Annotated in this window: 44 protein-coding genes and 1 pseudogene; 29 read left to right on the forward strand and 16 right to left on the reverse strand. The window is 65.1% G+C overall.

Features of this window, described 5'->3' with window-relative positions; genetic code table 11:
- The coding region (locus Q0627_RS18045; protein ID WP_298811794.1) for a ParB N-terminal domain-containing protein at positions 1-226 on the reverse strand (226 nt) is incomplete at its 3' end.
- Between the two features lie 381 nt (positions 227-607).
- Positions 608-814, reverse strand: a complete 207-nt coding sequence (locus Q0627_RS18050; RefSeq protein ID WP_298811796.1) for a hypothetical protein — start codon at positions 812-814, stop codon at positions 608-610.
- A gap of 51 nt (positions 815-865) precedes the next feature.
- Between Q0627_RS18050 and Q0627_RS18055 the strand changes: the two genes are divergently transcribed.
- Positions 866-1,078: a hypothetical protein gene (locus Q0627_RS18055; protein ID WP_291020192.1), complete on the forward strand. Its 213-nt coding sequence runs from the start codon at positions 866-868 to the stop codon at positions 1,076-1,078.
- 156 nt (positions 1,079-1,234) lie between these two features.
- Here Q0627_RS18055 and Q0627_RS18060 read toward each other — a convergent pair whose 3' ends face one another.
- The 11 genes from Q0627_RS18060 to Q0627_RS18110 all read right to left on the reverse strand — a co-directional run bounded on the left by Q0627_RS18060 (position 1,235) and on the right by Q0627_RS18110 (position 4,745).
- Positions 1,235-1,543, reverse strand: coding sequence for a hypothetical protein (locus tag Q0627_RS18060; RefSeq protein WP_291020195.1), 309 nt, complete (start codon positions 1,541-1,543; stop codon positions 1,235-1,237).
- Entirely contained in the window at positions 1,540-1,770 is a 231-nt protein-coding gene (locus tag Q0627_RS18065; protein ID WP_291020198.1) for a hypothetical protein, read from the reverse strand. Before Q0627_RS18065 ends, Q0627_RS18060 begins: the two co-directional genes overlap by 4 nt.
- A complete protein-coding gene (locus Q0627_RS18070) occupies positions 1,767-1,997 on the reverse strand; it encodes a hypothetical protein (protein ID WP_291020201.1) in 231 nt (76 codons plus the stop codon). Before Q0627_RS18070 ends, Q0627_RS18065 begins: the two co-directional genes overlap by 4 nt.
- The gene (locus tag Q0627_RS18075; RefSeq protein ID WP_291020204.1) at positions 1,997-2,227 is read right to left on the reverse strand and encodes a hypothetical protein; all 231 of its coding nucleotides are present in this window, start codon (positions 2,225-2,227) and stop codon (positions 1,997-1,999) included. The genes Q0627_RS18070 and Q0627_RS18075 overlap by 1 nt, the downstream gene beginning before the upstream one ends.
- Positions 2,224-2,574: a hypothetical protein gene (locus Q0627_RS18080; protein WP_291020206.1), complete on the reverse strand. Its 351-nt coding sequence runs from the start codon at positions 2,572-2,574 to the stop codon at positions 2,224-2,226. Before Q0627_RS18080 ends, Q0627_RS18075 begins: the two co-directional genes overlap by 4 nt.
- Positions 2,571-2,801 (reverse strand): hypothetical protein, encoded by a 231-nt coding sequence (locus Q0627_RS18085; protein WP_291020209.1) that lies wholly within the window; start codon positions 2,799-2,801, stop codon positions 2,571-2,573. The genes Q0627_RS18080 and Q0627_RS18085 overlap by 4 nt, the downstream gene beginning before the upstream one ends.
- Positions 2,801-3,055, reverse strand: a complete 255-nt coding sequence (locus tag Q0627_RS18090) for a hypothetical protein (protein ID WP_291020212.1) — start codon at positions 3,053-3,055, stop codon at positions 2,801-2,803. The genes Q0627_RS18085 and Q0627_RS18090 overlap by 1 nt, the downstream gene beginning before the upstream one ends.
- Complete coding sequence (locus Q0627_RS18095) at positions 3,052-3,246, reverse strand: hypothetical protein (RefSeq protein WP_291020215.1); 195 nt, start codon at positions 3,244-3,246, stop codon at positions 3,052-3,054. Before Q0627_RS18095 ends, Q0627_RS18090 begins: the two co-directional genes overlap by 4 nt.
- A gap of 86 nt (positions 3,247-3,332) precedes the next feature.
- Positions 3,333-4,211 (reverse strand): SPFH domain-containing protein, encoded by an 879-nt coding sequence (locus tag Q0627_RS18100; protein WP_291020218.1) that lies wholly within the window; start codon positions 4,209-4,211, stop codon positions 3,333-3,335.
- A gap of 16 nt (positions 4,212-4,227) precedes the next feature.
- The gene (locus Q0627_RS18105) at positions 4,228-4,464 is read right to left on the reverse strand and encodes a hypothetical protein (RefSeq protein ID WP_291020221.1); all 237 of its coding nucleotides are present in this window, start codon (positions 4,462-4,464) and stop codon (positions 4,228-4,230) included.
- Positions 4,461-4,745: a hypothetical protein gene (locus Q0627_RS18110; RefSeq protein WP_291020222.1), complete on the reverse strand. Its 285-nt coding sequence runs from the start codon at positions 4,743-4,745 to the stop codon at positions 4,461-4,463. Before Q0627_RS18110 ends, Q0627_RS18105 begins: the two co-directional genes overlap by 4 nt.
- Before the next feature lie 503 nt (positions 4,746-5,248).
- Between Q0627_RS18110 and Q0627_RS18115 the strand changes: the two genes are divergently transcribed.
- Entirely contained in the window at positions 5,249-5,491 is a 243-nt protein-coding gene (locus Q0627_RS18115) for a hypothetical protein (protein ID WP_291020224.1), read from the forward strand.
- A 68-nt stretch (positions 5,492-5,559) separates the two neighbouring features.
- Here Q0627_RS18115 and Q0627_RS18120 read toward each other — a convergent pair whose 3' ends face one another.
- On the reverse strand, positions 5,560-5,760 hold the full coding sequence (locus Q0627_RS18120) for a hypothetical protein (RefSeq protein ID WP_291020226.1): 201 nt from the start codon (positions 5,758-5,760) through the stop codon (positions 5,560-5,562).
- Complete coding sequence (locus Q0627_RS18125) at positions 5,757-5,981, reverse strand: hypothetical protein (RefSeq protein WP_291020228.1); 225 nt, start codon at positions 5,979-5,981, stop codon at positions 5,757-5,759. Before Q0627_RS18125 ends, Q0627_RS18120 begins: the two co-directional genes overlap by 4 nt.
- A gap of 222 nt (positions 5,982-6,203) precedes the next feature.
- Here Q0627_RS18125 and Q0627_RS18130 point away from each other — a divergent pair, with 222 nt between their 5' ends.
- Positions 6,204-6,863 carry a hypothetical protein gene (locus Q0627_RS18130; RefSeq protein ID WP_291020231.1) on the forward strand — a complete coding sequence of 220 codons (660 nt, stop codon included), beginning with the start codon at positions 6,204-6,206 and terminating at the stop codon, positions 6,861-6,863.
- 69 nt (positions 6,864-6,932) lie between these two features.
- On the opposite strand, the gene Q0627_RS18135 is transcribed toward Q0627_RS18130, so the two are convergent.
- Complete coding sequence (locus Q0627_RS18135) at positions 6,933-7,214, reverse strand: helix-turn-helix transcriptional regulator (RefSeq protein WP_333716401.1); 282 nt, start codon at positions 7,212-7,214, stop codon at positions 6,933-6,935.
- A gap of 122 nt (positions 7,215-7,336) precedes the next feature.
- Between Q0627_RS18135 and Q0627_RS18140 the strand changes: the two genes are divergently transcribed.
- From Q0627_RS18140 to Q0627_RS18265, 26 genes and pseudogenes are all read left to right on the forward strand, one after another.
- Positions 7,337-8,152 (forward strand): hypothetical protein, encoded by an 816-nt coding sequence (locus tag Q0627_RS18140; protein ID WP_291020236.1) that lies wholly within the window; start codon positions 7,337-7,339, stop codon positions 8,150-8,152.
- Positions 8,149-8,643 (forward strand): DUF6932 family protein, encoded by a 495-nt coding sequence (locus Q0627_RS18145; protein ID WP_291020239.1) that lies wholly within the window; start codon positions 8,149-8,151, stop codon positions 8,641-8,643. The genes Q0627_RS18140 and Q0627_RS18145 overlap by 4 nt, the downstream gene beginning before the upstream one ends.
- Entirely contained in the window at positions 8,640-9,617 is a 978-nt protein-coding gene (locus tag Q0627_RS18150; protein ID WP_291020242.1) for a hypothetical protein, read from the forward strand. Before Q0627_RS18145 ends, Q0627_RS18150 begins: the two co-directional genes overlap by 4 nt.
- Before the next feature lie 20 nt (positions 9,618-9,637).
- Complete coding sequence (locus tag Q0627_RS18155) at positions 9,638-9,856, forward strand: hypothetical protein (RefSeq protein WP_291020244.1); 219 nt, start codon at positions 9,638-9,640, stop codon at positions 9,854-9,856.
- 76 nt (positions 9,857-9,932) lie between these two features.
- Entirely contained in the window at positions 9,933-10,058 is a 126-nt protein-coding gene (locus Q0627_RS18160) for a hypothetical protein (RefSeq protein ID WP_291020246.1), read from the forward strand.
- An 83-nt stretch (positions 10,059-10,141) separates the two neighbouring features.
- Positions 10,142-10,294 carry a hypothetical protein gene (locus Q0627_RS18165; protein ID WP_291020249.1) on the forward strand — a complete coding sequence of 51 codons (153 nt, stop codon included), beginning with the start codon at positions 10,142-10,144 and terminating at the stop codon, positions 10,292-10,294.
- Positions 10,284-10,496: an XRE family transcriptional regulator gene (locus Q0627_RS18170; RefSeq protein WP_324383781.1), complete on the forward strand. Its 213-nt coding sequence runs from the start codon at positions 10,284-10,286 to the stop codon at positions 10,494-10,496. The genes Q0627_RS18165 and Q0627_RS18170 overlap by 11 nt, the downstream gene beginning before the upstream one ends.
- Positions 10,493-10,702, forward strand: coding sequence for a hypothetical protein (locus Q0627_RS18175; RefSeq protein WP_291020253.1), 210 nt, complete (start codon positions 10,493-10,495; stop codon positions 10,700-10,702). Before Q0627_RS18170 ends, Q0627_RS18175 begins: the two co-directional genes overlap by 4 nt.
- A 163-nt stretch (positions 10,703-10,865) precedes the next feature.
- Entirely contained in the window at positions 10,866-11,714 is an 849-nt protein-coding gene (locus Q0627_RS18180) for a hypothetical protein (protein WP_291020256.1), read from the forward strand.
- A 222-nt stretch (positions 11,715-11,936) separates the two neighbouring features.
- Positions 11,937-12,257 carry a hypothetical protein gene (locus Q0627_RS18185; protein WP_291020177.1) on the forward strand — a complete coding sequence of 107 codons (321 nt, stop codon included), beginning with the start codon at positions 11,937-11,939 and terminating at the stop codon, positions 12,255-12,257.
- 116 nt (positions 12,258-12,373) lie between these two features.
- Positions 12,374-12,478, forward strand: a pseudogene (locus Q0627_RS22555) (hypothetical protein); the annotation flags it as partial.
- 290 nt (positions 12,479-12,768) lie between these two features.
- Positions 12,769-13,356, forward strand: coding sequence for a hypothetical protein (locus tag Q0627_RS18195; RefSeq protein ID WP_291020183.1), 588 nt, complete (start codon positions 12,769-12,771; stop codon positions 13,354-13,356).
- On the forward strand, positions 13,346-14,443 hold the full coding sequence (locus tag Q0627_RS18200) for an XRE family transcriptional regulator (protein ID WP_291020186.1): 1,098 nt from the start codon (positions 13,346-13,348) through the stop codon (positions 14,441-14,443). The genes Q0627_RS18195 and Q0627_RS18200 overlap by 11 nt, the downstream gene beginning before the upstream one ends.
- Positions 14,444-14,498: 55 nt before the next feature.
- Entirely contained in the window at positions 14,499-14,735 is a 237-nt protein-coding gene (locus Q0627_RS18205; protein ID WP_291020189.1) for a hypothetical protein, read from the forward strand.
- 244 nt (positions 14,736-14,979) lie between these two features.
- A complete protein-coding gene (locus Q0627_RS18210; protein ID WP_291017516.1) occupies positions 14,980-16,230 on the forward strand; it encodes a Fic family protein in 1,251 nt (416 codons plus the stop codon).
- A 118-nt stretch (positions 16,231-16,348) separates the two neighbouring features.
- Positions 16,349-16,603: a type II toxin-antitoxin system HicA family toxin gene (locus Q0627_RS18215; protein WP_291017514.1), complete on the forward strand. Its 255-nt coding sequence runs from the start codon at positions 16,349-16,351 to the stop codon at positions 16,601-16,603.
- On the forward strand, positions 16,600-16,968 hold the full coding sequence (locus Q0627_RS18220) for an antitoxin HicB (RefSeq protein WP_291017511.1): 369 nt from the start codon (positions 16,600-16,602) through the stop codon (positions 16,966-16,968). The genes Q0627_RS18215 and Q0627_RS18220 overlap by 4 nt, the downstream gene beginning before the upstream one ends.
- Before the next feature lie 12 nt (positions 16,969-16,980).
- On the forward strand, positions 16,981-17,193 hold the full coding sequence (locus tag Q0627_RS18225) for a hypothetical protein (RefSeq protein WP_298811814.1): 213 nt from the start codon (positions 16,981-16,983) through the stop codon (positions 17,191-17,193).
- Position 17,194: 1 nt separating this feature from the next.
- Entirely contained in the window at positions 17,195-18,334 is a 1,140-nt protein-coding gene (locus tag Q0627_RS18230; RefSeq protein WP_291017505.1) for a site-specific integrase, read from the forward strand.
- 159 nt (positions 18,335-18,493) lie between these two features.
- Positions 18,494-18,688 carry a hypothetical protein gene (locus Q0627_RS18235; protein WP_291017502.1) on the forward strand — a complete coding sequence of 65 codons (195 nt, stop codon included), beginning with the start codon at positions 18,494-18,496 and terminating at the stop codon, positions 18,686-18,688.
- A gap of 249 nt (positions 18,689-18,937) precedes the next feature.
- On the forward strand, positions 18,938-20,428 hold the full coding sequence (locus Q0627_RS18240) for an AlkA N-terminal domain-containing protein (RefSeq protein WP_298811816.1): 1,491 nt from the start codon (positions 18,938-18,940) through the stop codon (positions 20,426-20,428).
- Positions 20,421-20,930, forward strand: a complete 510-nt coding sequence (locus tag Q0627_RS18245) for a methylated-DNA--[protein]-cysteine S-methyltransferase (protein WP_291017498.1) — start codon at positions 20,421-20,423, stop codon at positions 20,928-20,930. The genes Q0627_RS18240 and Q0627_RS18245 overlap by 8 nt, the downstream gene beginning before the upstream one ends.
- Positions 20,931-20,997: 67 nt before the next feature.
- Positions 20,998-21,771, forward strand: coding sequence for a hypothetical protein (locus tag Q0627_RS18250; RefSeq protein ID WP_291017494.1), 774 nt, complete (start codon positions 20,998-21,000; stop codon positions 21,769-21,771).
- A 74-nt stretch (positions 21,772-21,845) separates the two neighbouring features.
- Positions 21,846-22,817 carry an ATP-binding cassette domain-containing protein gene (locus tag Q0627_RS18255; RefSeq protein ID WP_324383494.1) on the forward strand — a complete coding sequence of 324 codons (972 nt, stop codon included), beginning with the start codon at positions 21,846-21,848 and terminating at the stop codon, positions 22,815-22,817.
- Positions 22,814-23,629: an ABC transporter permease gene (locus Q0627_RS18260; protein WP_291017492.1), complete on the forward strand. Its 816-nt coding sequence runs from the start codon at positions 22,814-22,816 to the stop codon at positions 23,627-23,629. Before Q0627_RS18255 ends, Q0627_RS18260 begins: the two co-directional genes overlap by 4 nt.
- A gap of 4 nt (positions 23,630-23,633) precedes the next feature.
- Positions 23,634-24,389 carry an ABC transporter permease gene (locus tag Q0627_RS18265; RefSeq protein ID WP_291017490.1) on the forward strand — a complete coding sequence of 252 codons (756 nt, stop codon included), beginning with the start codon at positions 23,634-23,636 and terminating at the stop codon, positions 24,387-24,389.
- The last annotated feature ends 62 nt before the right edge of the window (positions 24,390-24,451 follow it).

Genomic DNA, 24,451 nt, shown 5'->3' on the forward strand with positions numbered 1-24,451 from the left:
CCAACGCAGCACGGTGGGAAAGGTATTCGGGGTCGAGCACCCCGGACTCGTCGATGACCAGCTCGTCGAGCACACCCTGCCGGGCGATCGAGGCCGCCAACTCGGTCAGCTCACCGAGGTGGCGACGCGGATTGTGCGGGTGCGGGTCGAGGTCTACGACCGGCACCAGGCGGAACTCGGCGAACGCCGGTGCCGCGGTCAGGGTTCCAACAACAGAGGAAGACATACTCCATACCTCTCGAATTCGGGGATGGTGGTCAGCGAGGAAAAGGGGAGCGGCGGACAGGGCCACGACCATTCGGCCATTCGATCTGGACGCCTTCAGGTTTCGGGTTCGGCTCTTTGAGTGCCGAACAGGTCTTGGAATGACGGGTGAACAACAACTCGCCATCAGCTTTGGCGGCCACGAGTTCGTGGCCGGCGAGTCTCGTCGCCCGCAGCAACTCACCCGCCGGCGGATGATTCCGGTGCACGATCACATCCCCGGAATCATCCGGCGACTGATCGAGCCGAAACGGCTTGCCCGAGGCCGTATTCAGCCGCCACACGATCGGCGCATCACACCGCGGGCACCGCCGAGGCCCCGAACCGGGACCTCGACGGGCCGTCACAGCACACCCCCGACCACCGTGACCGTGACAATCGGCCGACCACCGAGGGGCCGGGCGATCACCTTCCCGGCGGCATCGACAATCACCCACGGCCGGTCATGCCACAACGACTCACACGCACGCTCCAACGCAGCACGGTGGGAAAGGTATTCGGGGTCGAGCACCCCGGACTCGTCGATCAGCGTCACCAACGGATCAGTCATTTCTTGCACCCGCACTTGCGGCACCGACGACGCCCACTCGGATCGACATAGGTGTTCGCCGCGTCATACACATGCCCCTTCGAACACTTTGTCTTCACCCGGCTGGGCGAGGTCGGATCACTGGCGCTCTCCGGCACCTGCCCGGCCACCACATTCGTCAGCAACCACGCCCGAGTGATCTTCGGCGCCGACTCCACCCACGCCCGGCACGCCCCCAACTCGGGGCACCGCCGACACAACCCGACGGCCGCCGCATGCCGATAAGCGAGATCCGCTGCCCGCTCACGCGGCCGGGCACCGTCGAACAACGATCCCCGGCCCCGGCACAACGCCCCCGGCAACTCCGGCACCTCGCCGAGCGCCCGCACGAGCGAGGCCTGCCCGCCCTTCACAGCACGCCCCGCAGCAGATCGACGACGCTCATGACCACTCCTCGCGGGCGATGCGATCAGCGACGCTGTCGCAGTCATCGACGAGGGTGCGCACGATCGCATCGACATCACCAGGCGCGATCGCGGTGACCTCGGTATCGATCTGGTTGCACTGCAAAGCCCCCTGACGGACCTGGTCGATGCTGATCGACACCGCCCGGCGGCCGGCGTCGCGGCCGATCAACCACGACGCATCCGCCTTCTCCGCCTGCGCGATGAGCCCGATCAACGTGCGACCCAACCGCTCAGCGACGACGCTCTGCTGATCGGCGGTGAGAGCGAGGAATGCGGTGCTCATGACCGGCCCCCGCCCTCGATGAGCCGGAACCCGCACACGATGCTGCGCGGGGGAACCTCGATCCGAGCGGGCCACGCCGTGCGCACCGGCACCTGCACCGGCCGATACTGATGCGGAGTCGCCCGGCCGGCGGCATGCGCACCGCCGGCCCACACGATCCCGGCACCGACGAGTACCACAAGCGTGGCGGCGGCGATCAACAGCCGCACCACGACCACCGGCCTCACCGCCGGTCCTCGCGACCGCCGAGCACATCGAGCGGGGTCGACGGGCGAGCCGGAGGCAGATCACGGAACCGGCCGCGGCGGATCACGTAATACGGGATCTCGTCGTCGGGGCCCACCCGGTCCGGGTCGACCACACCCGTGCACGCGCACAGAATGAGACCGAACACCCCGGCCACGATCAACACGCCGATCGCGACGAGAATGAGAACGTCCAACAGGGTGATCATCACGCAGACTTCCTTCTCTGGAGAACCTGATTCGAATTGAGAGGCTGAAGCTTCTGGGGCAGAGGCCGTTTCATCCGGTGATAGATGGCACGAACGGCGGCGACATCGTCGGGCAGGCCCGGGATTCGAGTGGCCGCGGCGGCCGCCCACACCCCACCGGCGAGCAGATGCTCAAACTCGTTGAGCCGCTCGGCGATCGGCGGCAAACCATCCCAGTCGTCGACGCTCATGACCGACCATCCTCGGCGAAATTGATGTCCAAGCCGGTGTGCTCAGGGCCCTTGGCGAGGATCGCGTCCCCCGGCCGCGCAACCACATCCACCACCTCGAACACCTGGATCGGAGCACCACACCCACACCGGCCACGCTGACCGACATACCGCAACGACGCCGGCACCACCTCACCCGAAGCACGCCGCACCGCAACACCCTCCGGCCACACCAGACCGGGAGGCTCCACCACCGGCCGCCGATCCCGCCACCACCGCAGCAGCATCCGGATCGCGGGCCACACAACGAACTTCCACACGAGCACCGCGACAACCATCCCCGCAACGAAACTGACGACCTCGCTCACGCCGGCCTCCGATCCGGCGACGTGCGATGGGCGCGCATGAACGCATCCGCATCCACCCGAGCGATCCGATACGTGCCCCGCGGCACCGTCACCTGCGTGGCACGCAACACGCGCGCCGCACACCACCTCGACACGGTCTGCGGATGCGGCCCGGTACCGGTGCCCTCGCCCTCCCAACCCATGTAGCGGGCGCACTCACGCACACTCATCCACTGCGCGTCGGCCATCACAACACCTCCCGCCACGCCGCACCGGCGTCGAGAAGGAACTCGCTGGCCGCCGAACGAGGCTCGCTCCCCGGCAACACGTCGCCCGGCACCGGCCACGACGACGCGATCGACCCACCACACGCGGCGGCGAGCGCGAGCATCGCATGCACCTGCGCCTGCGCGACAAACATCTTCGCCATCTCCGGATCACCGATACCGCCGGAACGGCGCACCAGATCCTCGGCCTCGCGGTAGTGCCGCGGCCCGTTCACGCGACCACCATCAACTCGTCGACGCCGAACCAGAGGTCTTCGTCGAACCCGAACTTGGCACTGCCGACCCGGTACCGCACCTGCGCCATCAGCGTGGGGGAGTCGGCCTGGTACTCCAGGATCTCGTCGACGACGCGCCCCGTCGACGTACGCAGCCGTATCGGCGGCCTTCGATTGCTATCGTCACTCATTGGAACTGTTGACCTTTCAGTTTCACGGGCCGTCCGGTGTGCCAGCACCGGGCGGCCATCTCATTTCCGGGATTCGAGCCCGAGACCTACTTGATTCCGGCGATCACGCCAGTGCCGGGCCAACACCCGGCCGGAGACCCACCTCGCGCCTTCACGATGTCCAGGCACTTGGACACCAGGACGTTCGGGTCATTGCTCACCGACGCCGACAGCACACGGTTCGCTTCGGCTTCCTTCTCCGCGGTCAGCTTGCGCTGCTCAGCGATACGCGTGTTCGCGACCTCGGAATTGAACGCATTCACCTTGTTCTGGGTGTCCTCGTCGAACCGGATCAGCGGCAACAACACGCGCACCACCTCGATCTGCCCACCGATCCGGTCCCGCAGCACCTCGGACACCCGACGAGCCAGGTCGTCGTTCTGCGACGCATTCAGCCCATCGCGCAAACCAGCCAGCGGGTTGTACTCGGCGAGCACATCATTCAGAGCGGACTGGAACTGCTTGAGCACCAGATGATCCCGGGTCTTCTCGAACGACCGATAGTCCAGATACAGCTTGGTCGCCGCGGCCTGACGAATCCGCCACTGCACCGAGTTCTCCACCACAGCCATCGAGTTGTTCCCCAACCGCACCCGAGCACCCGACGAATCCTTCACGGTGATCGAATCGGTCTGAATCGCACCATCCATCTCACGCACCCGCGCCAGCGGCGACTTCCAGTGAAACCCATTCGACAACGCCCCAGTCGGCTTACCGAACTGAGTCGTCACACCCACATTCCGAGGCGACACAATCGTCGACGACGCCCACCCCAACACCACCAACGGAACCAGCCACACCGACACCAACGCAGCACATTTCACACGCCACGGACTTGCAACGGCAGGTGAGGCGGCGAACACCACCAACGACACCAACACAGCGAGCACCGTCAACACGATGAACGCGATAAACACACCAGGCACAACCACTGTCCTTTCCTCAGTCAATTTCTTCGGGCCGCCGAGAATCGACGGGCCCGAACACGATCGATGTTTTCGGCGGCAACACCGCCACATGGACCTGATCACCAGGCACCACAGACACATCCGCGATCTCGAACTGCTGCATGCCGTCGGCATCTGTTCCGGTGAACCGCAACTGCGCCGGAATCCGCTGACCCGAGGCCTTGACCACGGCCACGCCTTCCGGCCACCGAACCTTCACCTCGGCGATCACCGCGACACCTCGCGGCGAGTCAGGTCGCCGGGGAGACACGCGTCATCCCCGACGACCGACGTCTCTTCTTCGGCCGGCACCCCACCGAGCGCGCCGATTAACTGCCGGCGCTGGTCGTCGTCGAGGACGAACGGCGCCCACACACCGGCGGTGTTGATGACGGTGAGCTGGGTGGCTTGCTCGCGGCGCACGACGACGAGCTCGGCGCCATCGGTGCGATGGCAATGCGACACCAACTCCAGATCCCCAGCCAAGCGCTCGTCGACCTCGTCCCGCGGCATCACGACCGACTCCCTTGCGACGGGAGGACGTAGCAACCGACCGCCGTCGGCCGCTCGTCCCACACCATCCGCAGATCGCCGCGCCACACCTCACACTTGAGCGGCACACCCACCCGGCGAGACGCCAACCGCATGTAACCGGTGAAAGATGTTGTGTACGTGCGACACTGCCAACCGGTACCGCCGAGAGGTCCGTCGATCCGGGACGCACCACCGGTCGGCGAGCCGAAGTTCTGCGACACGACCTCGCCACCAGGGGCACAAGCGATCTGCCGATACACCGCAGCCGCATCCGAGGCCGGCGCAGGCACGACCAGCACCCCGGCGGCCACCAACAGGGCAGCGGCACCAACTGCCGCCCGCCCCCGACGGTCCGACAGCCCCGCATCAGCAGACGGGGACTGTCGGACCCGGCCCTTACGCTGCAACCACCGACGCGACAAGGAGTGGATCGCGTCGGCCACATAACGGGCGCCAACCCGTGCAACGTAAGGAGTCTCTTCATGAACGATGCCGTCGACCCGACCCGACAGATCTCGGCCGTCGTCTACACCGGTGTCCGATACCCGATCACCCACGACGTCGCCGAGTCCATCCTCGCCGTCATGGACGGGCTGCACCTGCCCACGTCGACGAAGCTGTTCGAGGTACCGACCACTGATGGACGCCAGGTCATCCTGAACCTGAGTCACAGCTTCCCGATTGCTTTTGAGATTGACCACCAACAGAATTCGGGCGACCAGTAGCTGCGACTCGATCAACAGATCAAGCTGATCGGATCGGGTCAGGTCGCTGGTCATATGGAACTCGGTCATCACGCACCCACCTTCGGCACAACCCCACCGAGCGCGACGATCAGCTCGGCCACCTGATCGGCCGTCAACACGATCTGCGCGGACACCGACCCACGCCCCGGCGACGAATGCACCTCGATGAACGTCCGGTCAACGCGAAGCACCTCCAGACGCGCACCCGCGGTCGGAGGCACGGTGCCGACGAGATCGATGGCCGTCACGACGACACCGCCTTCGCGCCGCGCGGACGGCCCGACAGCCCCGACGTGTCTTCGCAGTCACGATGCCCGTCGTTGGAGTAGTGGATGAGGGCTCCCGAGCATCCCCGAGGACACCCCGCGGCCATGAGGCCATGGCCGGACTGCGAACACACCTCAGCGACATCGTCGCGGTAATGGATCGGGAGTGCATCCGGCCTGAAGTAATCGGTATGGTTGGTCACGAAACCTTGCTCCTTACTTGGTTTCTGGCCCACCCGACGCGCACCGTCGAGGCGGGCAACTTCGTATTCGGCGACCTCGTCGCCATGACGGCCCGACAGCCCCGCAGGAGAAGGCGGGGACTGTCGGACCCGGCCCCTACGCTGTGACTGCCGGCGAGGAAGGGAGACACCCCGCCGACCACATGACGGGTATCCAGCCCGCACAACGTAGGGAGTTCTTGGATGGACGCTGCGCTCGCCATCGCACTGACCGCGCTGGTAGTCGCCTCAGCGACACTCTTCATCGCCTGGCAGCAGTTGCGCACAGCCCGCGAATCACGAGGCCGGTCACTGGATGTCGGATGCTGGCCACGCGGGCAGCACTTCGCCGATGGCGAGGTCACCCGCAGATTCGGGTACTCGGTCAGCGTGTCCGGGCCAGGGCAATTCGCCGACGTCACCGGACACATTGCCGACAACACCGGCAAGGTCCGGGAACGACTGTGGGAAAAGCTCCCTCGCCTGGACAACACCGACGAACCGCTAAGCGGTGAAGTCCGGTACACCGACGACGAAGCCCGCGACTTGTACTTCCTGGCCACCTGGATACTCCCGGAAGGCAACTCGGTGAGGTCCGGCGCCATCAGAATCCGCCTTCTTCCCGAGAAATGCGGATGCTGGTGTAGCCGTTTGCGGGGCCGAACCGCGGGCGGGGAGTACTTCCGGTGGCACCGTTGGACGGGGCGTTTTCGGAACTGGACGTACCAGTGCTGGCTGCGGTGGGGTCCAGACCGGACTCCCGAGAACGGTCTTGCCCTGCGCTGGTTCGCCCAGGGGAAGTGGAAGCCTCAGCGTCGCGATACGGCGAACGAGGTGACGATGCAGGGTTTCCCGCGGCGATAATCGTCTTGAATGCCACCAACGCGATCACCAACGCAATGACGCCGACTACGAGTTCGATACTCACGCCGGTCACCCTGCGATCTCTTCGACGGCGAGGGAGGTGGTGATGGCAGCGAGAGGGACGCCTAACGTGTCAGCGATGCGGCGGGCCATGGTGGGAGTGCACCGCTTCCGGCCAGCCTCGATATTCGACATGTGAGGGTGCGTGGTGCCCACGGCGACAGCGAACTTTCCGAGGGCCCAGCCGTCCTTCTCGCGAAGCGCTCGGATCGTCGCTCCAACCCGCACCGGATCGTCGTGCCGATTTGGTTCCGAAGTCATGCCTAGAGAGTAGGAAACGATTCGGAACATGCCAACCTAGAAACCGGAAACGGTGCCTATTTCATGCATAGTGCCTGGTAGGTCGGTCTTCCAGCGATGTGATTACGCGTTTGTGTTCCCGGGAATTAGGCCCAAAACCGGAACGCGGCGAGATGGATGTTTCTCCTCGTTTCAGGCAAGGTAACGGCATGAAATCGGAAGGTTTGGTGCGTCTTGGGCGTGCCGTGGTTGCTCAGCGGAAGCGCCTCGGATGGGCGACACGCGAGGCATTCGAAGACAACATCGACCTGACGTACCGGGTTCTTACCGACCTTGAGAACGGCAATCGCAAGCTCGGTGCCAAGGCGTATGGCCAGGTCGAACGTGCACTCCGGTGGGAGCCCGGGAGTATCGACGACATCCTCGCCGGCGGCGAACCGACCGTCAGCGCGGCCCGCCACCCACAGCTCGGCGGTATGACGATCGAGGAAGCGACCAATGCCGCTCGTGCTGCTGCTGTCGGTGCGGAAGTGATGGCCTCGCTCAGTCCGCAGCAACGTCAGCAGGTCGCGACCGAGGCCGAGACATGGAGCCTCGGGCGCGACAAGGAACCGCTCACCGGGCCGATCGTGTTCCTGGGCAGCGGCATGATGCAGTTCGACCCGATCATTGAGCTGGCAGTGCGCCTCGACCGTGTGCGTTCGGACATGCCCACGGGGTTGCCGCTTGAGGCCGCCGACAATATCGATGTCGCATCAGACCTCGCCGACCGAGCTGCTGCCGCCATGATCGGTAGCCGAACCTTGATCATGCAGATGAAACGCAAGTATCACGAGGTTCTCCAGGAACGCGATGCTGTTCGTGTCAAGGAGCTTCGGCGACAGCTTGTCGCCACTCGCACCGACCAAGGCCAACAACAGTCCCAGGACGGCCAGCAGCAGGAAAAAGTCACCGGCGAGGACGACGAGCAGGGGAGCGAGAACGAGTGACCATCCTGACTGTCGATGACGACGGATATCTGCCGGCCACCCCGCTACCGACCGTCGTGCAACTCGCAGATGTCTACGACTCGTTCGTCGACGGCGCCCCGAACAGACAGGCCCGCGACCGCATCTACCGAGCGCTGGCCATGCACCTGGACATGCTCACCGCGGAGTTCGGTCCGGCAAGGACCTGGATCGGGGGCGACTTCATCAGCAGATCGATGACCCCACCCGAACACGTCGAGGTCGTCTACATCTGCCGCACAGTCGCCGACTTCCTCCGCAACCTCAAGAAGGCCCGATTCGACCGCGTCCTGTCCTTGCGGTCAGTGATCGTCGGCCACCCGCGGCTGATCGGGGTCGAAGACCTCCACCCTGTCAGTGGTCTGGTCCATACTGACCAGATTCGGCCCGAGAAGCTCCCCTTCGAATACGAGAGGCTCGGTCACATACCCAACCTGGGCCGCGCAGTCGGATTCGTGGAGGTGCACCTATGAGCGTCGACCCTGACCGCTACCACCACCTGGCCCAGCTCCGCGACGAACTACTCACGAACCCCATCGATGACCCCGACCTCACGCCCGAGGACCGCGAACTCATCCAGGCATACGAACGATCCACGATCGTGGCCGGCTGGAAACAGATGACCGGCGAAGACCTCGGGTTCGCTGACACCCTGAGTGTCCACCTTCGCGGCAACATCAACGGCATCGACAGCTACACCTCCGGCACATTGCAACGCGCCGTCCACCAGGCCGCCGCCGGCATTGCCAAGTGGCAACGCAAACCAGCACGGGTGCTCTCGGATATCACCTCCGTCGACCGCGCCATGGCACCTCTACCACAGCCGACAGTGGTCGGGAACATGATCGTATTCCGGGTCCCGGCGGAACCGTCAATGCTCCCCGGATTCCAGGTGAGCACTGCCGCCGCACCGGCATTGCGTGAACTCGTCGACACACTGCCACGCGAAGCCACCGACCACGACTCACTCCAAGGCATCTTCGGTGCGCACCCACTGATCCGCCAGGCAGTACAAGCCATCAGCAAGGCTGCAGCAGTCGTGCCCGACGGCATAGCGCTGGAACTATCAGTCCCCGGTGAGGGCAACAACGTCCGGCGATCCGTGCTGACAAAGGCGACGGCCACCGAAATTGACGACTACCTCGCCACTCCCGAGATGTCGGCGAGAACCGAGACCGTGCACGGCTACCTCGACGGCTTCCGCGCGACGCGACGCGTCTTCTACCTCATCATCAACAAGGGCCAACCCGACGAACGAGAAATCGCCGGCGCCGTTTCCGGCGACCTGATCAACGAGGTACGAGACCTGACAGGCCACAACGTGACCGCTCGCGTCGTTGTCACAGTCCGCAAGCGTCGGAACGAGAAGAGGACGCGACCCTCATACGAGCTCAACTCGGTCGTTGCATCGAGCGCCAGAGGGGATCAGCCAACGCTGACCGACTAATCCGGGCTCGCGTGTACGAGATGAATCCGGTCGATGCACTCGTGCAGACCGAGTACGTCACCGCCGACGAGGCCTCATCCGCCGGCGTCCCGCACCTGCTGGAGAGTGCGACGAACCGGCAGATCCTCGACGAGATCATGCGCCGATCCGATCCCGAGGCGACCAAGCTGTTCCGGCCCGCCGGAGGCATCAGTCCGCAATGGGGCCAGTCTCAGGCGCAGTCCTCGGACGAGGGGTAGTTCTTGTCCGCCTGTGCATCACCCGGTTGCATACTGTCAATCAGATTGATAGAATGGAGTCAGAAAGGAGGTGCGCATGGACCCACCGAGTTGGACCGAGATCATCGGACTGCTCACCATCTCACTGGGATGGGCAGAGTTCTTCCGAAGAATCTCGGAGGACCGCAAGCGCCGGAAGCGGAAACGCAAGAAGCGCAAGTAGTCCGACAAGGGAGGACCCCGGTAGCTGATACCAACCGGGGGCCTCCCGCCCAGACTAGACCCCAACTCGGAAGGTCCACCGTCATGACCAGATCTGACATCACCAGCGTGACCGTGTTCGCCCTCGGCGCCGCGGCGCTGGCGCTCACCGATCAGCCGCCGCTCGCATGGGCGCTGCTGGGCGCCGCGGCGCTCGGCACGGCGATCGTGGCAGCCAGGGCTCATCGTGGCGCCTAGCCGCTACCTATCGGCGTCGGAGGTCGCCGAGCGGCTCGGAATCGACCGCTCGGCGATCAGCCGCTACAAGATGCCCGAACCCGACGCCCTGATCGGCAAGACCCGCGGCTGGCTCCCCGAGACCATCGACGAGTGGAACGCCAACCGGCCCGGCCCGGGCAACCGGTCCAACCACCCACGCACCACGAAAGGTGCACCATGACCAGGAACGACCTCATCGGCGTGATCGGCGCCGTGCTCGTACTCATCGCCGCCGTGCTGGCCGCCACCAACGGCGACCACATCATGGCCGCCCTATTCGCCGTCATCGGCGTCGTGCTGGCCGCGGTCTCGGTGGTCACGATCCGCCGGCACCGGGAGGACGACGAGCAGGCGAGCGAGGACGAGCAGGCGAGCGAGGACGAGTAGGCGAGCGAGGACGAGTAACCGGATCGAGGAACTCGAGCAGGTTGCTTGCATAAAAGCTTGCTCAAGGTCCGTTCGCACCTCGCATTGCCGATGGTAGTTCGTTCGGGTGACAAGGTTGTCACAGGTGAGAGAATCGGTGAACCAGTGAGAGGGAGGAAGATCGATGTCTGAAACACACACCACGTTCGTCGACGCCTGCCTCGCCGGCCGAGCCGACCGCGAGGACATCGATGACTGGGTCGACCGCTGGCACGACGGAGAAGGCCCTGACCTCTCGCTGTACGAGTTCCTCGGATTCACACCACACGAAACTCGCCTGTGGCTGAAGGACTCACGCACTCTGGGCGCGATCATCTCCGGCAGGCGGAGCCTGCACCTGGTCTACACCGACTACGGCCCCGACTACGCCATGTCCCTCAGGTCGCCTCAGATCCCCGGCCTCGTAGGCGGCCGCCGGACCGCGACCGAACTCCTGCGTGACACCGACGCGATCCTCGGATTCGCCGGAGCCACCCGCCGCATGCACGACCCGGGTGTGCACGTGCACGAGCAACACGCCATGACCGACCCCAACGGCAACGAGTACCTCATCCGGTGGGCGGTGTTCCGCGACGACAGCGACAGCCGCGAAGCGACTGCATCGCGAGTAGCGGGATCGGTCGCGGACGGCTACCCCGAAGACATCCGCCTACGGCAACCCCAGCTCATCACCGGCGAACGACTCCTGATCGCCGTGGAACCATCCGACACGGTGGAATGGATCGCTGACCAATTTGGCCCGGGTGGCTGCGCGGTGCTGTGCCACGCCGAAGGCGACATGGTGTGGTCGATACCGTTAGCCGACGGCGCACTCGTCGGAGGCAACACACTCGACCGCCTCGGACTCAGCCGCGGATCGACGTTCACACAGATGAAGGATGCGGTCCTGTCCGCCGAAGTCGCCGACCTTCATGACATCGAGCAGCGAGCTGGAACCGAACTCCGATTCGAGCGGGGGATGGCCCGCGCCTGACCTGGCCGAGCCGCAGTGAGGTAGACACCGACGAGGACCCCCGGCGAATAAGGCGCTGGGGGTCCTCGCTTGACGTCCGGCCTACACCGGTCAGGTGACCGGTTCAGTCGGCGACCGCCAGTATTCCACCGATCAGTCCGACCTGACGGCGCCAGCTGGCGCGTGCAGCACCCTCGTTGAAAGTAGCTTGCACTTTTCAATAAAGCGGCTACACTTATTTGGGTGCGGATCACGATCAGGCCAAGTGCACTCGCGCACGGCATCACCGAAACCGAAATCCGCGCCATCATCGAATACCCCGAGCATCGCGCACGCGTCGCCGCCCGCAGACCTGACGCAAACCTCACCGTCACCGTCGGCGCATACGACATCAACGAGCCCTACATCGAGATCATCTACGACACCCAGCCTGGTGAATACGTCGTATTCCACGCCATGATGCTGCGCTCCAGCACCATCGCAGCCACCCAACTCGACGGACATATCAACCCCGGACGAATCACCAAACGGCAGCGCCCACAACAGGGAGGACCCAAGAAATGACCACACACCGTCCCACCGACGCCGACTACGACGCTATGGCCGCCGACTACGCTGCCAACCCGCTACGCGCCGACGAAGTCATCGGCCCCATCGAACACACCGGCGCCATCCTGCGCATGGGGCGACCAGCCAAGGACTCCGGAGCCGGGAAGACCCCCAGCACGACCGTCCGACTGCCCGCCGATATCAAAGTCGGCGTCGATGCGCGTGCCGCTGCGGAGAACGTCAAGTCCGCCGAGATCATTCGACGTGCTGTCGTCGAATACCTCGAACGACCCCCGGCCCAACGCCCGGGCAGTCGCCGCCGGGCCGACCCGCCCACCCGGCGCCGCGGTGGTGCGCATGAAGCAGGACGAGTTGCTCCGTTCCACCGCCGCCCCCCGCCCCGACCAATCCCCGCAGCCCGACGACGACGGCCAACAACACTCTCGGGCGCAGTCGTCGGACGAGGGGTAGTGCTCGGGTGTGACATTCCCTTGAAACTGTTTCACTCATATGTCACACTCTGGTCATGGAGCAGCTACATCAACTGGCCGATGACCTCCGCGAGACCTTCGACGAGCGCGGATACCGCATTGGTGTCGCCACTGGTCAGGATCCGTCGTTTCGGAACAGCAGACGGTCCCAAGCCAGTCTGACACGGGATCTTGCGCTCGACGCGATCCGGGAAGGCTGCGGCAGGCTGGGACTCCACTGTCGTTCGGGGTCGGGTGGATCACTAGAAGTCGTGACGCTCGTCGGTGACACCTATCGGCACCATCGCGTCCTGAAGGCGACCTTTGACAAGGCTTCGGAGGCGTACGTCATCGTGTGCCGTGGGGACAATGCACTACTTGCTGCCGACGACGCTTCGGTATATCCAGCCGAGTCATGGGTGTTTGCCTACACCATCGGCGACGACGGCATGCTCGACGAGATCTTCGTGGCCAAGGTGCAGGGCGTCACCGACGGCGCCATGCGCCAGTTGATCCTCGGCCCGGTCACCTTGCTGGGTAGCGCCGGAACGATGCCGCCGAGCGGTTTCCGTCCCGCCGACGAGGCCGACCTCGGCCTTGATGACGACGAGGAGAATGAGGGTGGTGTTGGCGGTGCTGTCTGAGATCGACGCACCACGCATCCAACAGCTCCGCATCGCCCGCGGGCTCACGCAGAAGGAATTGGCGGACACGCTCAATCTGCCGCAGGCGGCCATGTCCCGGATGCTCAGCGGCCACTCGGCACCTTCCGCTGAACTCCTCGGTCCGTTGGCCACCATGCTCGGCTGCGACGAGAAGCTCCTAGGCCGACCGGTCACCGAGCACCTCTACACACGTCCCTGGCTGCGCGCGTACGCCGATGCGCCGAAGAAGACCGTCGACCAGATCGTCAACGACACGTTGTTGGCGGTCGAGGCGTTCGAGGCACTGAACCTGAGGCGAATCCCGGAACGAGTGCCGACCTTCGCCGGCGATCCCCTTGACGACGACGCGATCGACGAGTTCGCAGCAGATGTGCGCGCCGCAGCCGAAGTCAACGCACCGCACGTCCCCAACGTGACCCGAGCGGCTGAGCGCCTGGGCTGCATTGTCCTGCCTATGGCAGGCGAACTCGGCAAGCATCTGGGAATGTCGATGTACGTGGACGGCACACCGGTGGTACGCGTCGCACGGCCGGCCGCGCACCTACCGGGAGACCGTCAGCGGTTCACCACAGCCCACGAGCTGGGCCACCTGTCGATGCACGCGGCGAGCCCGCCACCGGATACCGCGGCCGAGGCGAAGGATATTGAGCGGCAGGCACATCGATTCGCCAGCGCATTCCTACTGCCGGCCGAACCGTTCCTCGGCGACCTCGAAGCGATGGGCGGCCGCGTCACGCTGACCACATTGTCCAAGCTCAAAGCCAAGTGGGGAGTGGCAATCAAGGCGATGGTCGTCCGCCTGCGGCAACTGCACCGCATCGACGCCGACCAGGCGCGCAGCCTGTACAAGCAGATCTCCGCGCGCGGCTGGAACAAGAACGAGCCGGTCGAGGTGGTAAGCGAGGAAGCGGTATGGCTCTCGCAGGCAATGGCACGACGCTTCCCAGATCAGGATCCGCCTGCGCGAGCTGCTGAGCAAACAGGTTTGCGCCGAACCTTTTTCGACGATTGGGTCGATTGGTCGCCCGCGACCGAGGCGACGGTGATCACCTTTCCTGGGCGTTGACCCAGCTTGCAACTACGCAGATCCACGTGCACCGGCTACGGCGGTCGAAACCCTCATGTACCGGTACCCGGACGGCGCGACGCTCGCGATCTTCTACCCCGAACTACACGAGTTCCGATTCATGGAATGGGGCTCGGATTCGAACTGGTCATCAGAGCCTGTCGAAGGCAACATCGCCACCTCGGTCGGCATGGTGTACGACACACTGCGCAAGCTGTCGGCCGGGCTCTCGGTCCCCACAGGTGCCCGCTACCCGACGGCCGACGTCGAGCGTGAACTCACCTCCGTCTGAGTCACGTCGATGAGGTAGACACCGACGAGGACCCCCGGCGAATAAGGCGCTGGGGGTCCTCGCTTGACGTCCGGCCTACACCGGTCAGGTGACCGGTTCAGTCGGCGACCGCCAGTATTCCACCGATCAGTCCGACCTGACGGCCATGTCGGGTGGCTATTTGGATGAATAAATGGACGAACTGGATACTGAGTAGTGTATCAATACTGTTCATGGCACTTGTTTGCAGGTGTATTATCGGCACATGACCACGCCTGACCAGCGACCCTACCTGTCGTTCAGTTTCGATATGCGACACCTCTCGCCGACGGTATGGCTATCCCTCGGCGAGGCCATGAGCAAGTGCCAGCACCTGGCCGGCGTACCGCTCAAACCTCACCGCGCCGAGGACATGGCTGCGATCTACCTCGCGCGAGGAGTCCAGGCCACCACCGCCATCGAAGGCAACACCCTGTCGACCGAAGAAGTCGAGCAGATCGTCAAGAAGGGCAGCGCCGAGGTCGGGAAGTCACGCGAGTACCTGGAGCGCGAAGTGCAGAACGTGCTCACCGCGATACGGGATATCGACCTCGCGCTGCGGGCCGGTGAAACCCTCCCCATCACACGAGCCCGCCTCGAAGCACTGAACCACCAGATCCTCGACGGCATCCCCGACGAGCCAGAGGTCGTCCCCGGCCGCGTGCGCACACACAACGTGCGGGCTGGTAGGTACCGAGCCCCGCAGTGGCAGGACGTGCCCGAGTTGCTCGACCGGTTCGTCGCGTGGATCGACGAGCTCCGATCTGTAGTGAGTAGCGATGCCGACGATCGCGAGAAGTTCGTCAACGCCATCATTGCCGCCATCCTCGCCCACCTATACATAGCGTGGATACACCCCTTCGGAAACGGCAACGGCCGCCTGGCGCGGCTCATCGAGGTCCAGATCCTGTCCGAGTCCGGAGTGATTCCGATCGTCGCGACCAACCTGCTGTCGGACTTTTACAACAAGACCCGTGACGGCTACTACCGGGCCCTCGACGCAGCCCAGCACGATGTCGGTGCGTTCATCCGGTACGCGCTTGAAGGGTTCCTCGACGAACTCCGCGCCCAGATCGACGAGGTCAAGCAGGAGAACATTCAGATCCATTGGGAAAGCTACGTCTACGAGACGTTCCGGGGGCAGCCGTCCACAGAGACCCGCACCCGGCAGCGTGAACTTGCGCTCTCTATGCGGGATGGGGTGTGGTTCGGTGCGCGGCAGATCACCGAACTCACACCGCGCCTCGCGCGGCTGTATGCGCGAGTCGGGGAGCGTACCCCCACTCGTGACCTCAACGACCTCGTCAAGATGGGGCTGGTCGCTCGTGACGGCCGAAAATATCGCGTACGGCGAGACGTCATCCGCGCATTCATTCCGCCAACATGGGAAGCGCCGCATAGTCAAACCCTCGACGAGGCACTCGCCGACATCGCGCCGCCCGACATTCCGACGCTCTTCGATGAGGACACGATCTGACCTTGGCGCGCACCGACCCAGCCCGGAAACCCGACGACGACGCTCGAGCATCATGCTTGCAACCGTCGTTGTTTAGGGGGGCTTGACATTGCATGTCTAGGGGGCCTAAACTAGGCTCATGGTCAAGCCGATGCGATACAAGGACCTCACCAAACTGCTCCGCGACGCGGGCTTCACCTCCCGTCAAGGCAAAGGCGACCACGAGGTCTGGTCACTCGGCCGGTATCACGTATCCATCACCCAAACGCGCGACATCTCGCCCGGCCTCGTCCGCAAGGCACTGAAGATGATCGACGAATCCCAGACCAAGACACCACAAGCCGAAGCACCCCAGGCCGACGACCAGACACCGGAACAGGAGGGCAACGAATGAACATCACCGCCACCGCCCACAAGTGGGAACACGGCTGGGAACTGTGGATCGACGACGAAGCCGCAACTCAGGTCGCCACACTCGACAAAGCCGCCCAGCAGGTCCGCGACTACCTCGACACCGAAGACCCCGACACCGACCACAGCGACTGGACCATCACCATCGTCCCCGACATCGGCGACATCGGCGACGAGGTCACCGACGCCCGCGCCGCCACCGAAGCGGCCACCCGCGCCACGGTCGCCGCAGCCGCGAAGGCTCGCGCCGCCGCCCGGCACCTGCGTGAGGCCGGCTACTCAGTCACCGATTCGGCTGCCATCCTCGGCGTCTCACGCGGGCGCGTCTCCCAACTCGTCCGGTCCTGATCGGTGGGCCCCATGCTCGCGGGCAAGATCATCACCGGCGCCGGCATGATCGCCGCGGTCGCCATCGTCTTCTACCTCACGGACATGCCCGGCTGGGCGTACGCCTTCCCCGCGGCCGACACCAAGGCACGCCTCGACGAGCTCGCCGCGGCGAAGGGTATGGGCACCTCGAAGTACGTGCGCGCCATCATCGACCGGCACCTGGCCGATCTCGACGGCCACTGACATGGCCACCGTCACCTCCTACGACACCGCCCACGGCAAACGGTGGCGGGTCCGGTACGCACGCCCCGACGGCCGGCACACCGACAAACGCGGGTTCCCCACCAAAAAGGCCGCCGAAGGGTGGGCTGCGGAGAACACCGTCTCCATCAACACCGGATCCTGGGTCGACCCGAAATACGCGAAGCTCACCGTCGGCGCGCTCGGCGACGAATGGATGGCCCGCCAAACCCACCTCAAACGGTCCTCGCGCAAACCCGTCGACACCGCGTGGCGGCTGCGGGTCAAACCCCGCTGGGGACAGGTCGCGATCGGCGACATCCGGCCATCACAGGTACAGGCGTGGCTATCCGGGCTGACGAAGATCGCGAAGAAGGCCGACGCCACACCCGAGCCGCTCGGCGCGACAGGCGTCATCTACGCCCACCAGGTGCTGTCGGCGATCCTCGGTGACGCCGTGCGTGACCGGATGCTCGCCGCCAACCCGTGCGACGGCATGGACCTGCCCCGCAAGGGGCAGAAGCGGAAGGTGTACCTGACGCACGAGCAGCTGCACCGGTTCGCCGCCGAGGTCGCCGCCGGCACCGTCGACCCGGTCGCGCGATCGGTGCTCGTACTCACCCTCGGCTACACCGGCCTGCGGTGGGGCGAAGCGACCGGGCTGCGGGTGCGTGGCGTCAACGCACTACGCCGGCGCCTGGTTGTGCGCGACAACGCCGTCGAGGTCGACGGCGACATCCAGGTCGGCACGACCAAGGGTCACCGGATGCGCACGGTCCCGGTGCCGGCGTTCCTGATGAACCAGATCAGCGACCTCGTCGACGGCCGCGGTCCCGACGACCTTGTCTGGGCGCACCCCGACGGCGGATACCTGCCGCTGCCGCCGTACGAGCGAGGGTGGTGGCAGCAGGCCGTGATCCGGGCCGAGCTGCCGAGGATCACCCCGCACGATCTGCGGCACACCGCAGCATCGCTGTCGGTGTCGGCCGGTGCGAACGTGAAGGCGCTACAGCGGATGCTCGGGCACGTCTCGGCCGCGATGACCCTGGACACCTACAGCGACCTGTTCGACGACGACCTCGACTCGGTGGCTGATGCGCTCGACGCAGCAGTGGTCAAACTCGGCATCGCCCCGACTGGCTGAAACTCGATTGGGCACTGATTGGGCAAACCGCCCAAAATATACTGTTGACCTGCGGTTTGGTGCGGGTTTAAGTCCCCCCTCGCGCACTATTCGAACACCAGGGTCAACCCTTATTTCCAGCCAACGGGTCAGCACTCGTGTAACACAAGGGAGTACTTGATGGCCAAACTGAGGGCCTACCTGAAGGGCTCGACTGAATCTATCGAGTGGAACCTGCCGGTCGGCATTGATCTTGAGACGATCCCGTCTAAACTGCCGCCCGGCGCGCTCGATACGTGGACGATGGTTCCGACGGCGACCGGCTGGGTCCTGATTGACCCTGGTCAGTACGCGGCACTGGAACTTATCAAGTAGAAAACGTCGAAGCTGACCCCTGCCCGCGGCTCCAATCGAGCTGCGGGCAGAGGTGCGCGCGAGGTGGTGGTCACCGGCGCCGCCCGTGGTCGCACCTGGTGCACCTTCCCGCGCCGCAGATTTCGTCCCGCTGATCGGATATCGCGCAGCTCGATTCGCGGGACGGAGTTCTCGACGCGGGAACGGCAGCGGACAGTGATGTCTGATTTCCGCCGGTGAGGTTCGCCGGCGACGTGTCAGAGTGGAGCGATGCCCCCCGCCTCGATCCGCTCCGACGAGCGGATGACCTTCGATGAGCGCTATGGCGCGGTGAGGGCCCGGGACCGCAGGTTCGACGGCCAGTTCATCCTCGCGGTGCGCACCACCGGGATCTACTGCCGGCCGTCGTGTCCGGCGCGCACACCCAAACCGTCGAATGTGGTGTTCTTTCCGACGAGTGCGGCCGCGCATGAGGCCGGTTACCGAGCCTGCAAGCGGTGTCTGCCGGAGGCGGCGCCCGGCTCGCCGGAATGGGATCTGCGGCGCGACACCGTCGGCCGGGCGATGCGGCTCATCGCCGACGGCGTCGTCGAACGGGATGGGGTGGGCGCGCTCGCGGCGCGGCTGGGGTACTCACCGCGCCATCTGACGCGGCTGCTCACAACGGAATTGGGGGCCGGTCCACTGGCGCTGGCACGTTCGCAGCGTGCACACACCGCACGAATGTTGTTGACCGGCACGGACCTTCCGGTTTCCGACGTCGCATTCTCTGCCGGCTTCGGGAGTATCCGGCAATGCAACGACACCATCCGCGAGGTCTTCGCGATGACGCCGACACAGCTGCGTGCGCAAAGCCGTACGGCAGCAACCGCTTCCGGTGCGATCGACCTGGTACTGCCGGTGCGTGAACCGTTCGACGTACAGGGGGTGCTCGGCTGGATGGCGCAGCGGTGTGTCCCGGGAATGGAATGCGCCACCGCCACGACCTTCGCACGCAACCTCCAATTGCCCGGCGGCGCGGCATGGTTCGAGGTCCGCCACGATGAGACGGGCCGGATCCGGTTGCGCGCACGTGTTTCCGGGCTGGCCGATCTCGGACGACTCATCGCGCGGGTGCGCCGATTGCTCGACCTCGACGCCGATCCGATCGCCGTCGATTCCGCACTGTCGGGCCACCGTGAGCTGGCACCTCTGGTGGCGAGGACCCCCGGAATGCGGGTGCCGGGCGCCGCGGACCCGCACGAGATGCTGATCCGGGCGATGGTCGGCCAGCAGATCACGGTGGCCGCCGCCCGCACCGCACTGACCCGGCTGGTCCATGAACTCGGCACCACCGTCGAGGCACCTGACGGCGAACCGCACCTGCTGTTCCCGACGATGCCGGCCATCGCCGAACACGGCCACGAGGTGCTGCGCGGACCGGCCGCACGACTACGCGCGATCACCGATGCCGCGGCCGCACTCGCCGACGGCACCCTGACACTCACCTGCGCCGACGACGGCGCCGAGCAGCGTGCCGCGCTGCTGGCCAGGCCCGGGATCGGGCCGTGGACGGCCGACTACGTGCGGATGCGGGTCCTCGGTGACCCCGACGTGCTGTTGCCCGGTGACAGCGCGGTCCGCGCCGGGGCTGCCATGGCAGGACTGCCCGCCGACCCTCGCGACCTCACCGCCTGGGCAGCGCGAGTCGCCCCGTGGCGCAGCTACCTCACCGCACATCTGTGGCGGGCGAACACCAGTGAGAAGGAGATCAATGACTGACAGCAGGCAAGGGACGGTACAGACCGTCGACACCCCGGACGGGCCGTTCACACTGGTCGTCGATGACCAGGGGCGGGTGCTGGGCTCGGGCTGGACCACCGACCGGCAGGCGGTACTCGACCGTATCCACCGGGACATTCGGCCGGTGGAGATCGCGGAGGGAACGACGCGGGCCGCCGACGATGTGGCTGCGTACTACGCAGGCGACCTGGCCGTGATCATGTCCACCCCGGTCGCGCAGCAAGGCACCGATATGCAGTTGCGCGGCTGGTCGGCGTTGCGGCGGATACCGCCGGGGCAGCCGTTGAGTTACACCGATTTCGCGGCGCTCGTCGGAAGCCCGGGAGCGGTGCGGCCGGCGGCGTCGATCTGCGCCCGGAACGCGCCCGCCCTGTTCGTTCCCTGCCATCGCGTGCTGCGTGGCGACGGCAGCCTGGGCGGATTCGCGTGGGGAACGCATGTGAAGGATTCTCTGCTGCGCCGTGAACGCAACACTCACTGATGATGTTGAATGTTCACAGCACCATGTGCAGAAACAGTGAACCGGGTCGGGGGGAGGGCGGGCAACAGTGGCACCGCGCAAACTCCGCCCCGGCCTTCGGCTCGACGAACTGACCCGCATCGACGATCCCGACGACCCGGATGCTCCCGAAACCTATTGGGGCAGGGCGTGGATGCATGTCAAGAAGCATGATTCCGACAATCCGTATCTGATCGCGAACGAGTTGATCTGTTGCCGGCTCGCCGCGGCGGTCGGGCTGCCGGTGCTTCCCGGGGAGGTGGCCCGCGACCAGGACGGTGCGACGTATTGGGCTGTTCCGGGTGTCGGCTCGGAAGGCGGAATCCCGGTACCACCGGTGAGCGCACACGATATCGCGCTGGCACAGATGCAGGTCGTGGCGGGGATGATCGTCTTCGACTCCTGGGTCAACAACACCCGCCGCCGCGCCGACAACGTCGTCTATGACGAACGCCTGGGTGTGTGGCTGGTCGACCACGAATACTCGCTCGCGCAGCCGCACGGCCGGGCGTTCACCGAGAAACCCGACGACGAGGCGCTGGCCCCGCTCGGATGGCACGAGTTCGCCGACGAGGCCATCGACAAGGATCTGCTCCGATTCTGGGAACAGCGTGTGCGAACCCTGTCGGCACACGTCATCGGCCGCCCGCTGCTTGAAGCCAATCAGCGCGGCCTGATCACGCAGAAACAACAGTCGTGGCTCGCCAAGTATCTGCTGGCCCGACGCGACCGGATCGTGAGCCTGGTGCCGTCGGTCAACGCGCCGCCCGAACCCGAGTTCACGCGCCCGGTCCTGCGGCTCGTACCTGACACCCTGTTCTAGGGCGCAGGCTCCTATCGATCCGGCGACAGTGCTAGCCTCCGGGGTTAGGGTTACCTAACTAATGGGAGGGGTGTGTGGTGATAGTTGAAGCAACGGGTCTGAGAAAGACGTTCGCATCACGCAAAGCGCCGGTGGAGGCGTTACGCGGTATCGACCTGAGCGTCGACGAAGGCGAGATCGTGGGTCTCCTGGGTCCCAACGGGGCAGGTAAGACCACAACGATCCACGTGCTGACGACGCTGCTGCGCCCGGATGCGGGACAGGTTCGCATCGCAGGGATCGACGTGCTGGCCGATCCGGCCGCGGTGCGTCCGCTGATCGGTCTCACCGGCCAGTTCGCCGCCCTCGACGAACAACTGACCGCGCGCGAGAACCTGGTGCTGTTCGGGCGGCTGTTCAAACTGGGCACGGCCCGCGCCAAAGAACGCGCGACACAGTTGCTCGACCAGTTCGACCTGGCCGACGCCGCCGACCGGCGTACTGTCACCTTCTCCGGCGGTATGCGCCGCAGGCTCGATCTGGCGGCGTCGATGATCGGTGATCCGAAGGTGCTCTTTCTCGACGAGCCGACCACAGGTCTTGACCCGCGCAGCCGAAACACGTTGTGGGAGATAGTGCAACGCCTGCGCGACGACGGCATGACAATCATCCTGACCACCCAGTACCTGGCCGAGGCCGACGAACTGGCCGACCGCATCGTGGTGATCGACCACGGTGCAGTGATCGCCGAAGGCACGCCGGGCAAACTCAAGGAACTGGTCGGCGGATCGGTGTGCGAGATCAGCGTCAGCGGCGCCGACCACGCACGGGTGGTGCGGGCGCTGGAATCCCGGTGGACGGTCACACACACGCCGGACACGGTGAGCGTGCCCGCGGACGGACCGGCAACTCTGTTCGACGTCGTACGGATCCTGGATGGGCATTCGGTCATCCCTGACGACGTCGGATTGCGTCACCCCACCCTCGACGACGTGTTCCTCGCCCTGACGGGAGATGTCGCCGGAGACGGAGAGCCGGATAGGGACGATGCGGAGTCTCGGCGATGACGGCGACCACCAGCGGCACACGCCGCGGCGATGAGCCGGCGACTCCGCGGCCCTCGCTGGTCATCGACTCCCTGGCACTGGGCGGACGACACCTGCGGATGATGTCGCGTCGACCTGCGTCGATCATCGGTGCACTCGTGCTGCCGGTGATCTTCGCGGTGCTATTCCTGACCGTATTCGGGCGCGTCATGGACCGCGCAGGAATCGACTACGCCCAGTTCATGGTTCCCGCGATCGTCCTGCAGGCGATATTCTTCTCCGGAATGTCCATCTCGATCTGGGCGGCCGAGGATGCGGCATCGGGAATGATCGGCAGACTACGGTCGATGCCGATCTCGCGGATGTCACCCGCGTTGGGGCTGCTGATCGGTGAGGCGATCCGCACAATCGCCGGTTCACTCGTGCTGATCGCCGTGGGCTATATCGCGGGATTCCGGTTCGAGACGGGAATCGTCGGGTTTCTCGGATTCCTCGGAATCGTAGTCTGTGCGTCGTTGTCGATCTGTCTGCCGTACCTCGTACTCGGCTTTGCCGTGGGCAAGATGGAGCCCGTTCAGGCGATCGGCAATCTTGTCTATTTTCCGCTACTGCTGGTGTCGACGCTTTTCGTTCCCGCACAGGCATATCCGGAGTGGATGCGGCCGATCGTCGAGAACCAGCCGATCTCCAGAATCGGTGAGGCGCTGCGGGCGGCGTCGACAGTTGGAATCGAGCACACCCCATCGACGGTGTTGATAGCGCTGGCCTGGTGCGCCGGCCTGATCGCGGTGTTCGCCGCACTCGTTCCCCGGGTATTCGGAAAGGCGGGCTGACGACATGACCACGGATGTACGGGTGATGACGCGACGCGGGCTCACCCTGATGGTGCGGTCGCCGATGACCGTGGCGATGGCCGCGATCATGCCGATCATTCTGCTGACGTTGATGTCGGTATCGTTCGGGAAAATGGTGCTGCCCGGTGCGGGCGTCGCCGAGTACGTGCAGTACGCGGCCCCGGTATTCACCGTCATGGGAGTGACCTTCGGGGCACTGTCCACGGCTATCGCCACCCAGCAGGACAGGACTTCGGGGTTCGACGACAGGCTCCGCGTTTCGCCGATCTCGCCGGTCGCCCCATTCGCCGGGCGGATCCTTGCCGACGCGGCCCGCAACGTCGGGGCGGTCGCGGTGGTCAGTGCCGTTGCGGTGGCGATGGGTCTTCGCTGGCACAACGGTGTCGGGGGAGCGGTGCTCTACTTCGTGTTGCCGGTGATCTTTGGCTTCGGTATCGCCTGGATGATGGTGGCGATCGCCACCTACGTCGATTCCGCGGAAACGGCGGTATCGGCCACCAACGCGTTGCTCTTGCTGTTGACATTTCTGTCGACGGGTTTCGTCAAGCTGCACGACCTGCCCGGCTGGGCCCAGCCGATCGCCGCTGCCAACCCGATATCGTATGTGGCGCAGGCGATGCGTGGCGCTGCGTCAGGCGGTGACTACTCGGGTGAGGTTGTCGCCACGATCGCCTGGGCCATTGGACTGACGCTCGTGTGCGGCCTTCTCGCCGTCCGCGGTTACAGTCGGCGAGTATAGCCGATTCCGAACGGAAGAAGCCCCGGAATACCTTTCGGTCATTCCGGGGCTTCTGATTCAGC

Source organism: uncultured Gordonia sp. (genome assembly GCF_937858515.1).
Taxonomy (GTDB): Bacteria; Actinomycetota; Actinomycetes; order Mycobacteriales; family Mycobacteriaceae; genus Gordonia.

Excerpts from the sequence above, each read along its gene's own strand:
- Q0627_RS18060 (WP_291020195.1), bottom strand. The coding sequence starts at position 1,543 with ATGAGCACCGCATTCCTCGCTCTCACCGCCGATCAGCAGAGCGTCGTC.
- Q0627_RS18070 (WP_291020201.1), bottom strand. The coding sequence starts at position 1,997 with ATGATCACCCTGTTGGACGTTCTCATTCTCGTCGCGATCGGCGTGTTG.
- Q0627_RS18165 (WP_291020249.1), top strand. The coding sequence starts at position 10,142 with ATGACCAGATCTGACATCACCAGCGTGACCGTGTTCGCCCTCGGCGCC.
- Q0627_RS18135 (WP_333716401.1), bottom strand. The coding sequence starts at position 7,214 with ATGTTCCGAATCGTTTCCTACTCTCTAGGCATGACTTCGGAACCAAAT.
- Q0627_RS18215 (WP_291017514.1), top strand. The coding sequence starts at position 16,349 with ATGGTCAAGCCGATGCGATACAAGGACCTCACCAAACTGCTCCGCGAC.
- Q0627_RS18085 (WP_291020209.1), bottom strand. The coding sequence starts at position 2,801 with ATGGCCGACGCGCAGTGGATGAGTGTGCGTGAGTGCGCCCGCTACATG.
- Q0627_RS18115 (WP_291020224.1), top strand. The coding sequence starts at position 5,249 with ATGAACGATGCCGTCGACCCGACCCGACAGATCTCGGCCGTCGTCTAC.
- Q0627_RS18240 (WP_298811816.1), top strand. The coding sequence starts at position 18,938 with ATGCCCCCCGCCTCGATCCGCTCCGACGAGCGGATGACCTTCGATGAG.
- Q0627_RS18265 (WP_291017490.1), top strand. The coding sequence starts at position 23,634 with ATGACCACGGATGTACGGGTGATGACGCGACGCGGGCTCACCCTGATG.
- Q0627_RS18230 (WP_291017505.1), top strand. The coding sequence starts at position 17,195 with ATGGCCACCGTCACCTCCTACGACACCGCCCACGGCAAACGGTGGCGG.
- Q0627_RS18110 (WP_291020222.1), bottom strand. The coding sequence starts at position 4,745 with ATGCCGCGGGACGAGGTCGACGAGCGCTTGGCTGGGGATCTGGAGTTG.
- Q0627_RS18235 (WP_291017502.1), top strand. The coding sequence starts at position 18,494 with ATGGCCAAACTGAGGGCCTACCTGAAGGGCTCGACTGAATCTATCGAG.
- Q0627_RS18175 (WP_291020253.1), top strand. The coding sequence starts at position 10,493 with ATGACCAGGAACGACCTCATCGGCGTGATCGGCGCCGTGCTCGTACTC.
- Q0627_RS18260 (WP_291017492.1), top strand. The coding sequence starts at position 22,814 with ATGACGGCGACCACCAGCGGCACACGCCGCGGCGATGAGCCGGCGACT.
- Q0627_RS18050 (WP_298811796.1), bottom strand. The coding sequence starts at position 814 with ATGACTGATCCGTTGGTGACGCTGATCGACGAGTCCGGGGTGCTCGAC.
- Q0627_RS18225 (WP_298811814.1), top strand. The coding sequence starts at position 16,981 with ATGCTCGCGGGCAAGATCATCACCGGCGCCGGCATGATCGCCGCGGTC.
- Q0627_RS18150 (WP_291020242.1), top strand. The coding sequence starts at position 8,640 with ATGAGCGTCGACCCTGACCGCTACCACCACCTGGCCCAGCTCCGCGAC.
- Q0627_RS18075 (WP_291020204.1), bottom strand. The coding sequence starts at position 2,227 with ATGAGCGTCGACGACTGGGATGGTTTGCCGCCGATCGCCGAGCGGCTC.
- Q0627_RS18210 (WP_291017516.1), top strand. The coding sequence starts at position 14,980 with ATGACCACGCCTGACCAGCGACCCTACCTGTCGTTCAGTTTCGATATG.
- Q0627_RS18160 (WP_291020246.1), top strand. The coding sequence starts at position 9,933 with ATGGACCCACCGAGTTGGACCGAGATCATCGGACTGCTCACCATCTCA.
- Q0627_RS18140 (WP_291020236.1), top strand. The coding sequence starts at position 7,337 with ATGGATGTTTCTCCTCGTTTCAGGCAAGGTAACGGCATGAAATCGGAA.
- Q0627_RS18180 (WP_291020256.1), top strand. The coding sequence starts at position 10,866 with ATGTCTGAAACACACACCACGTTCGTCGACGCCTGCCTCGCCGGCCGA.
- Q0627_RS18220 (WP_291017511.1), top strand. The coding sequence starts at position 16,600 with ATGAACATCACCGCCACCGCCCACAAGTGGGAACACGGCTGGGAACTG.
- Q0627_RS18245 (WP_291017498.1), top strand. The coding sequence starts at position 20,421 with ATGACTGACAGCAGGCAAGGGACGGTACAGACCGTCGACACCCCGGAC.
- Q0627_RS18095 (WP_291020215.1), bottom strand. The coding sequence starts at position 3,246 with ATGAGTGACGATAGCAATCGAAGGCCGCCGATACGGCTGCGTACGTCG.
- Q0627_RS18130 (WP_291020231.1), top strand. The coding sequence starts at position 6,204 with ATGGACGCTGCGCTCGCCATCGCACTGACCGCGCTGGTAGTCGCCTCA.
- Q0627_RS18205 (WP_291020189.1), top strand. The coding sequence starts at position 14,499 with ATGTACCGGTACCCGGACGGCGCGACGCTCGCGATCTTCTACCCCGAA.
- Q0627_RS18155 (WP_291020244.1), top strand. The coding sequence starts at position 9,638 with ATGAATCCGGTCGATGCACTCGTGCAGACCGAGTACGTCACCGCCGAC.
- Q0627_RS18195 (WP_291020183.1), top strand. The coding sequence starts at position 12,769 with ATGGAGCAGCTACATCAACTGGCCGATGACCTCCGCGAGACCTTCGAC.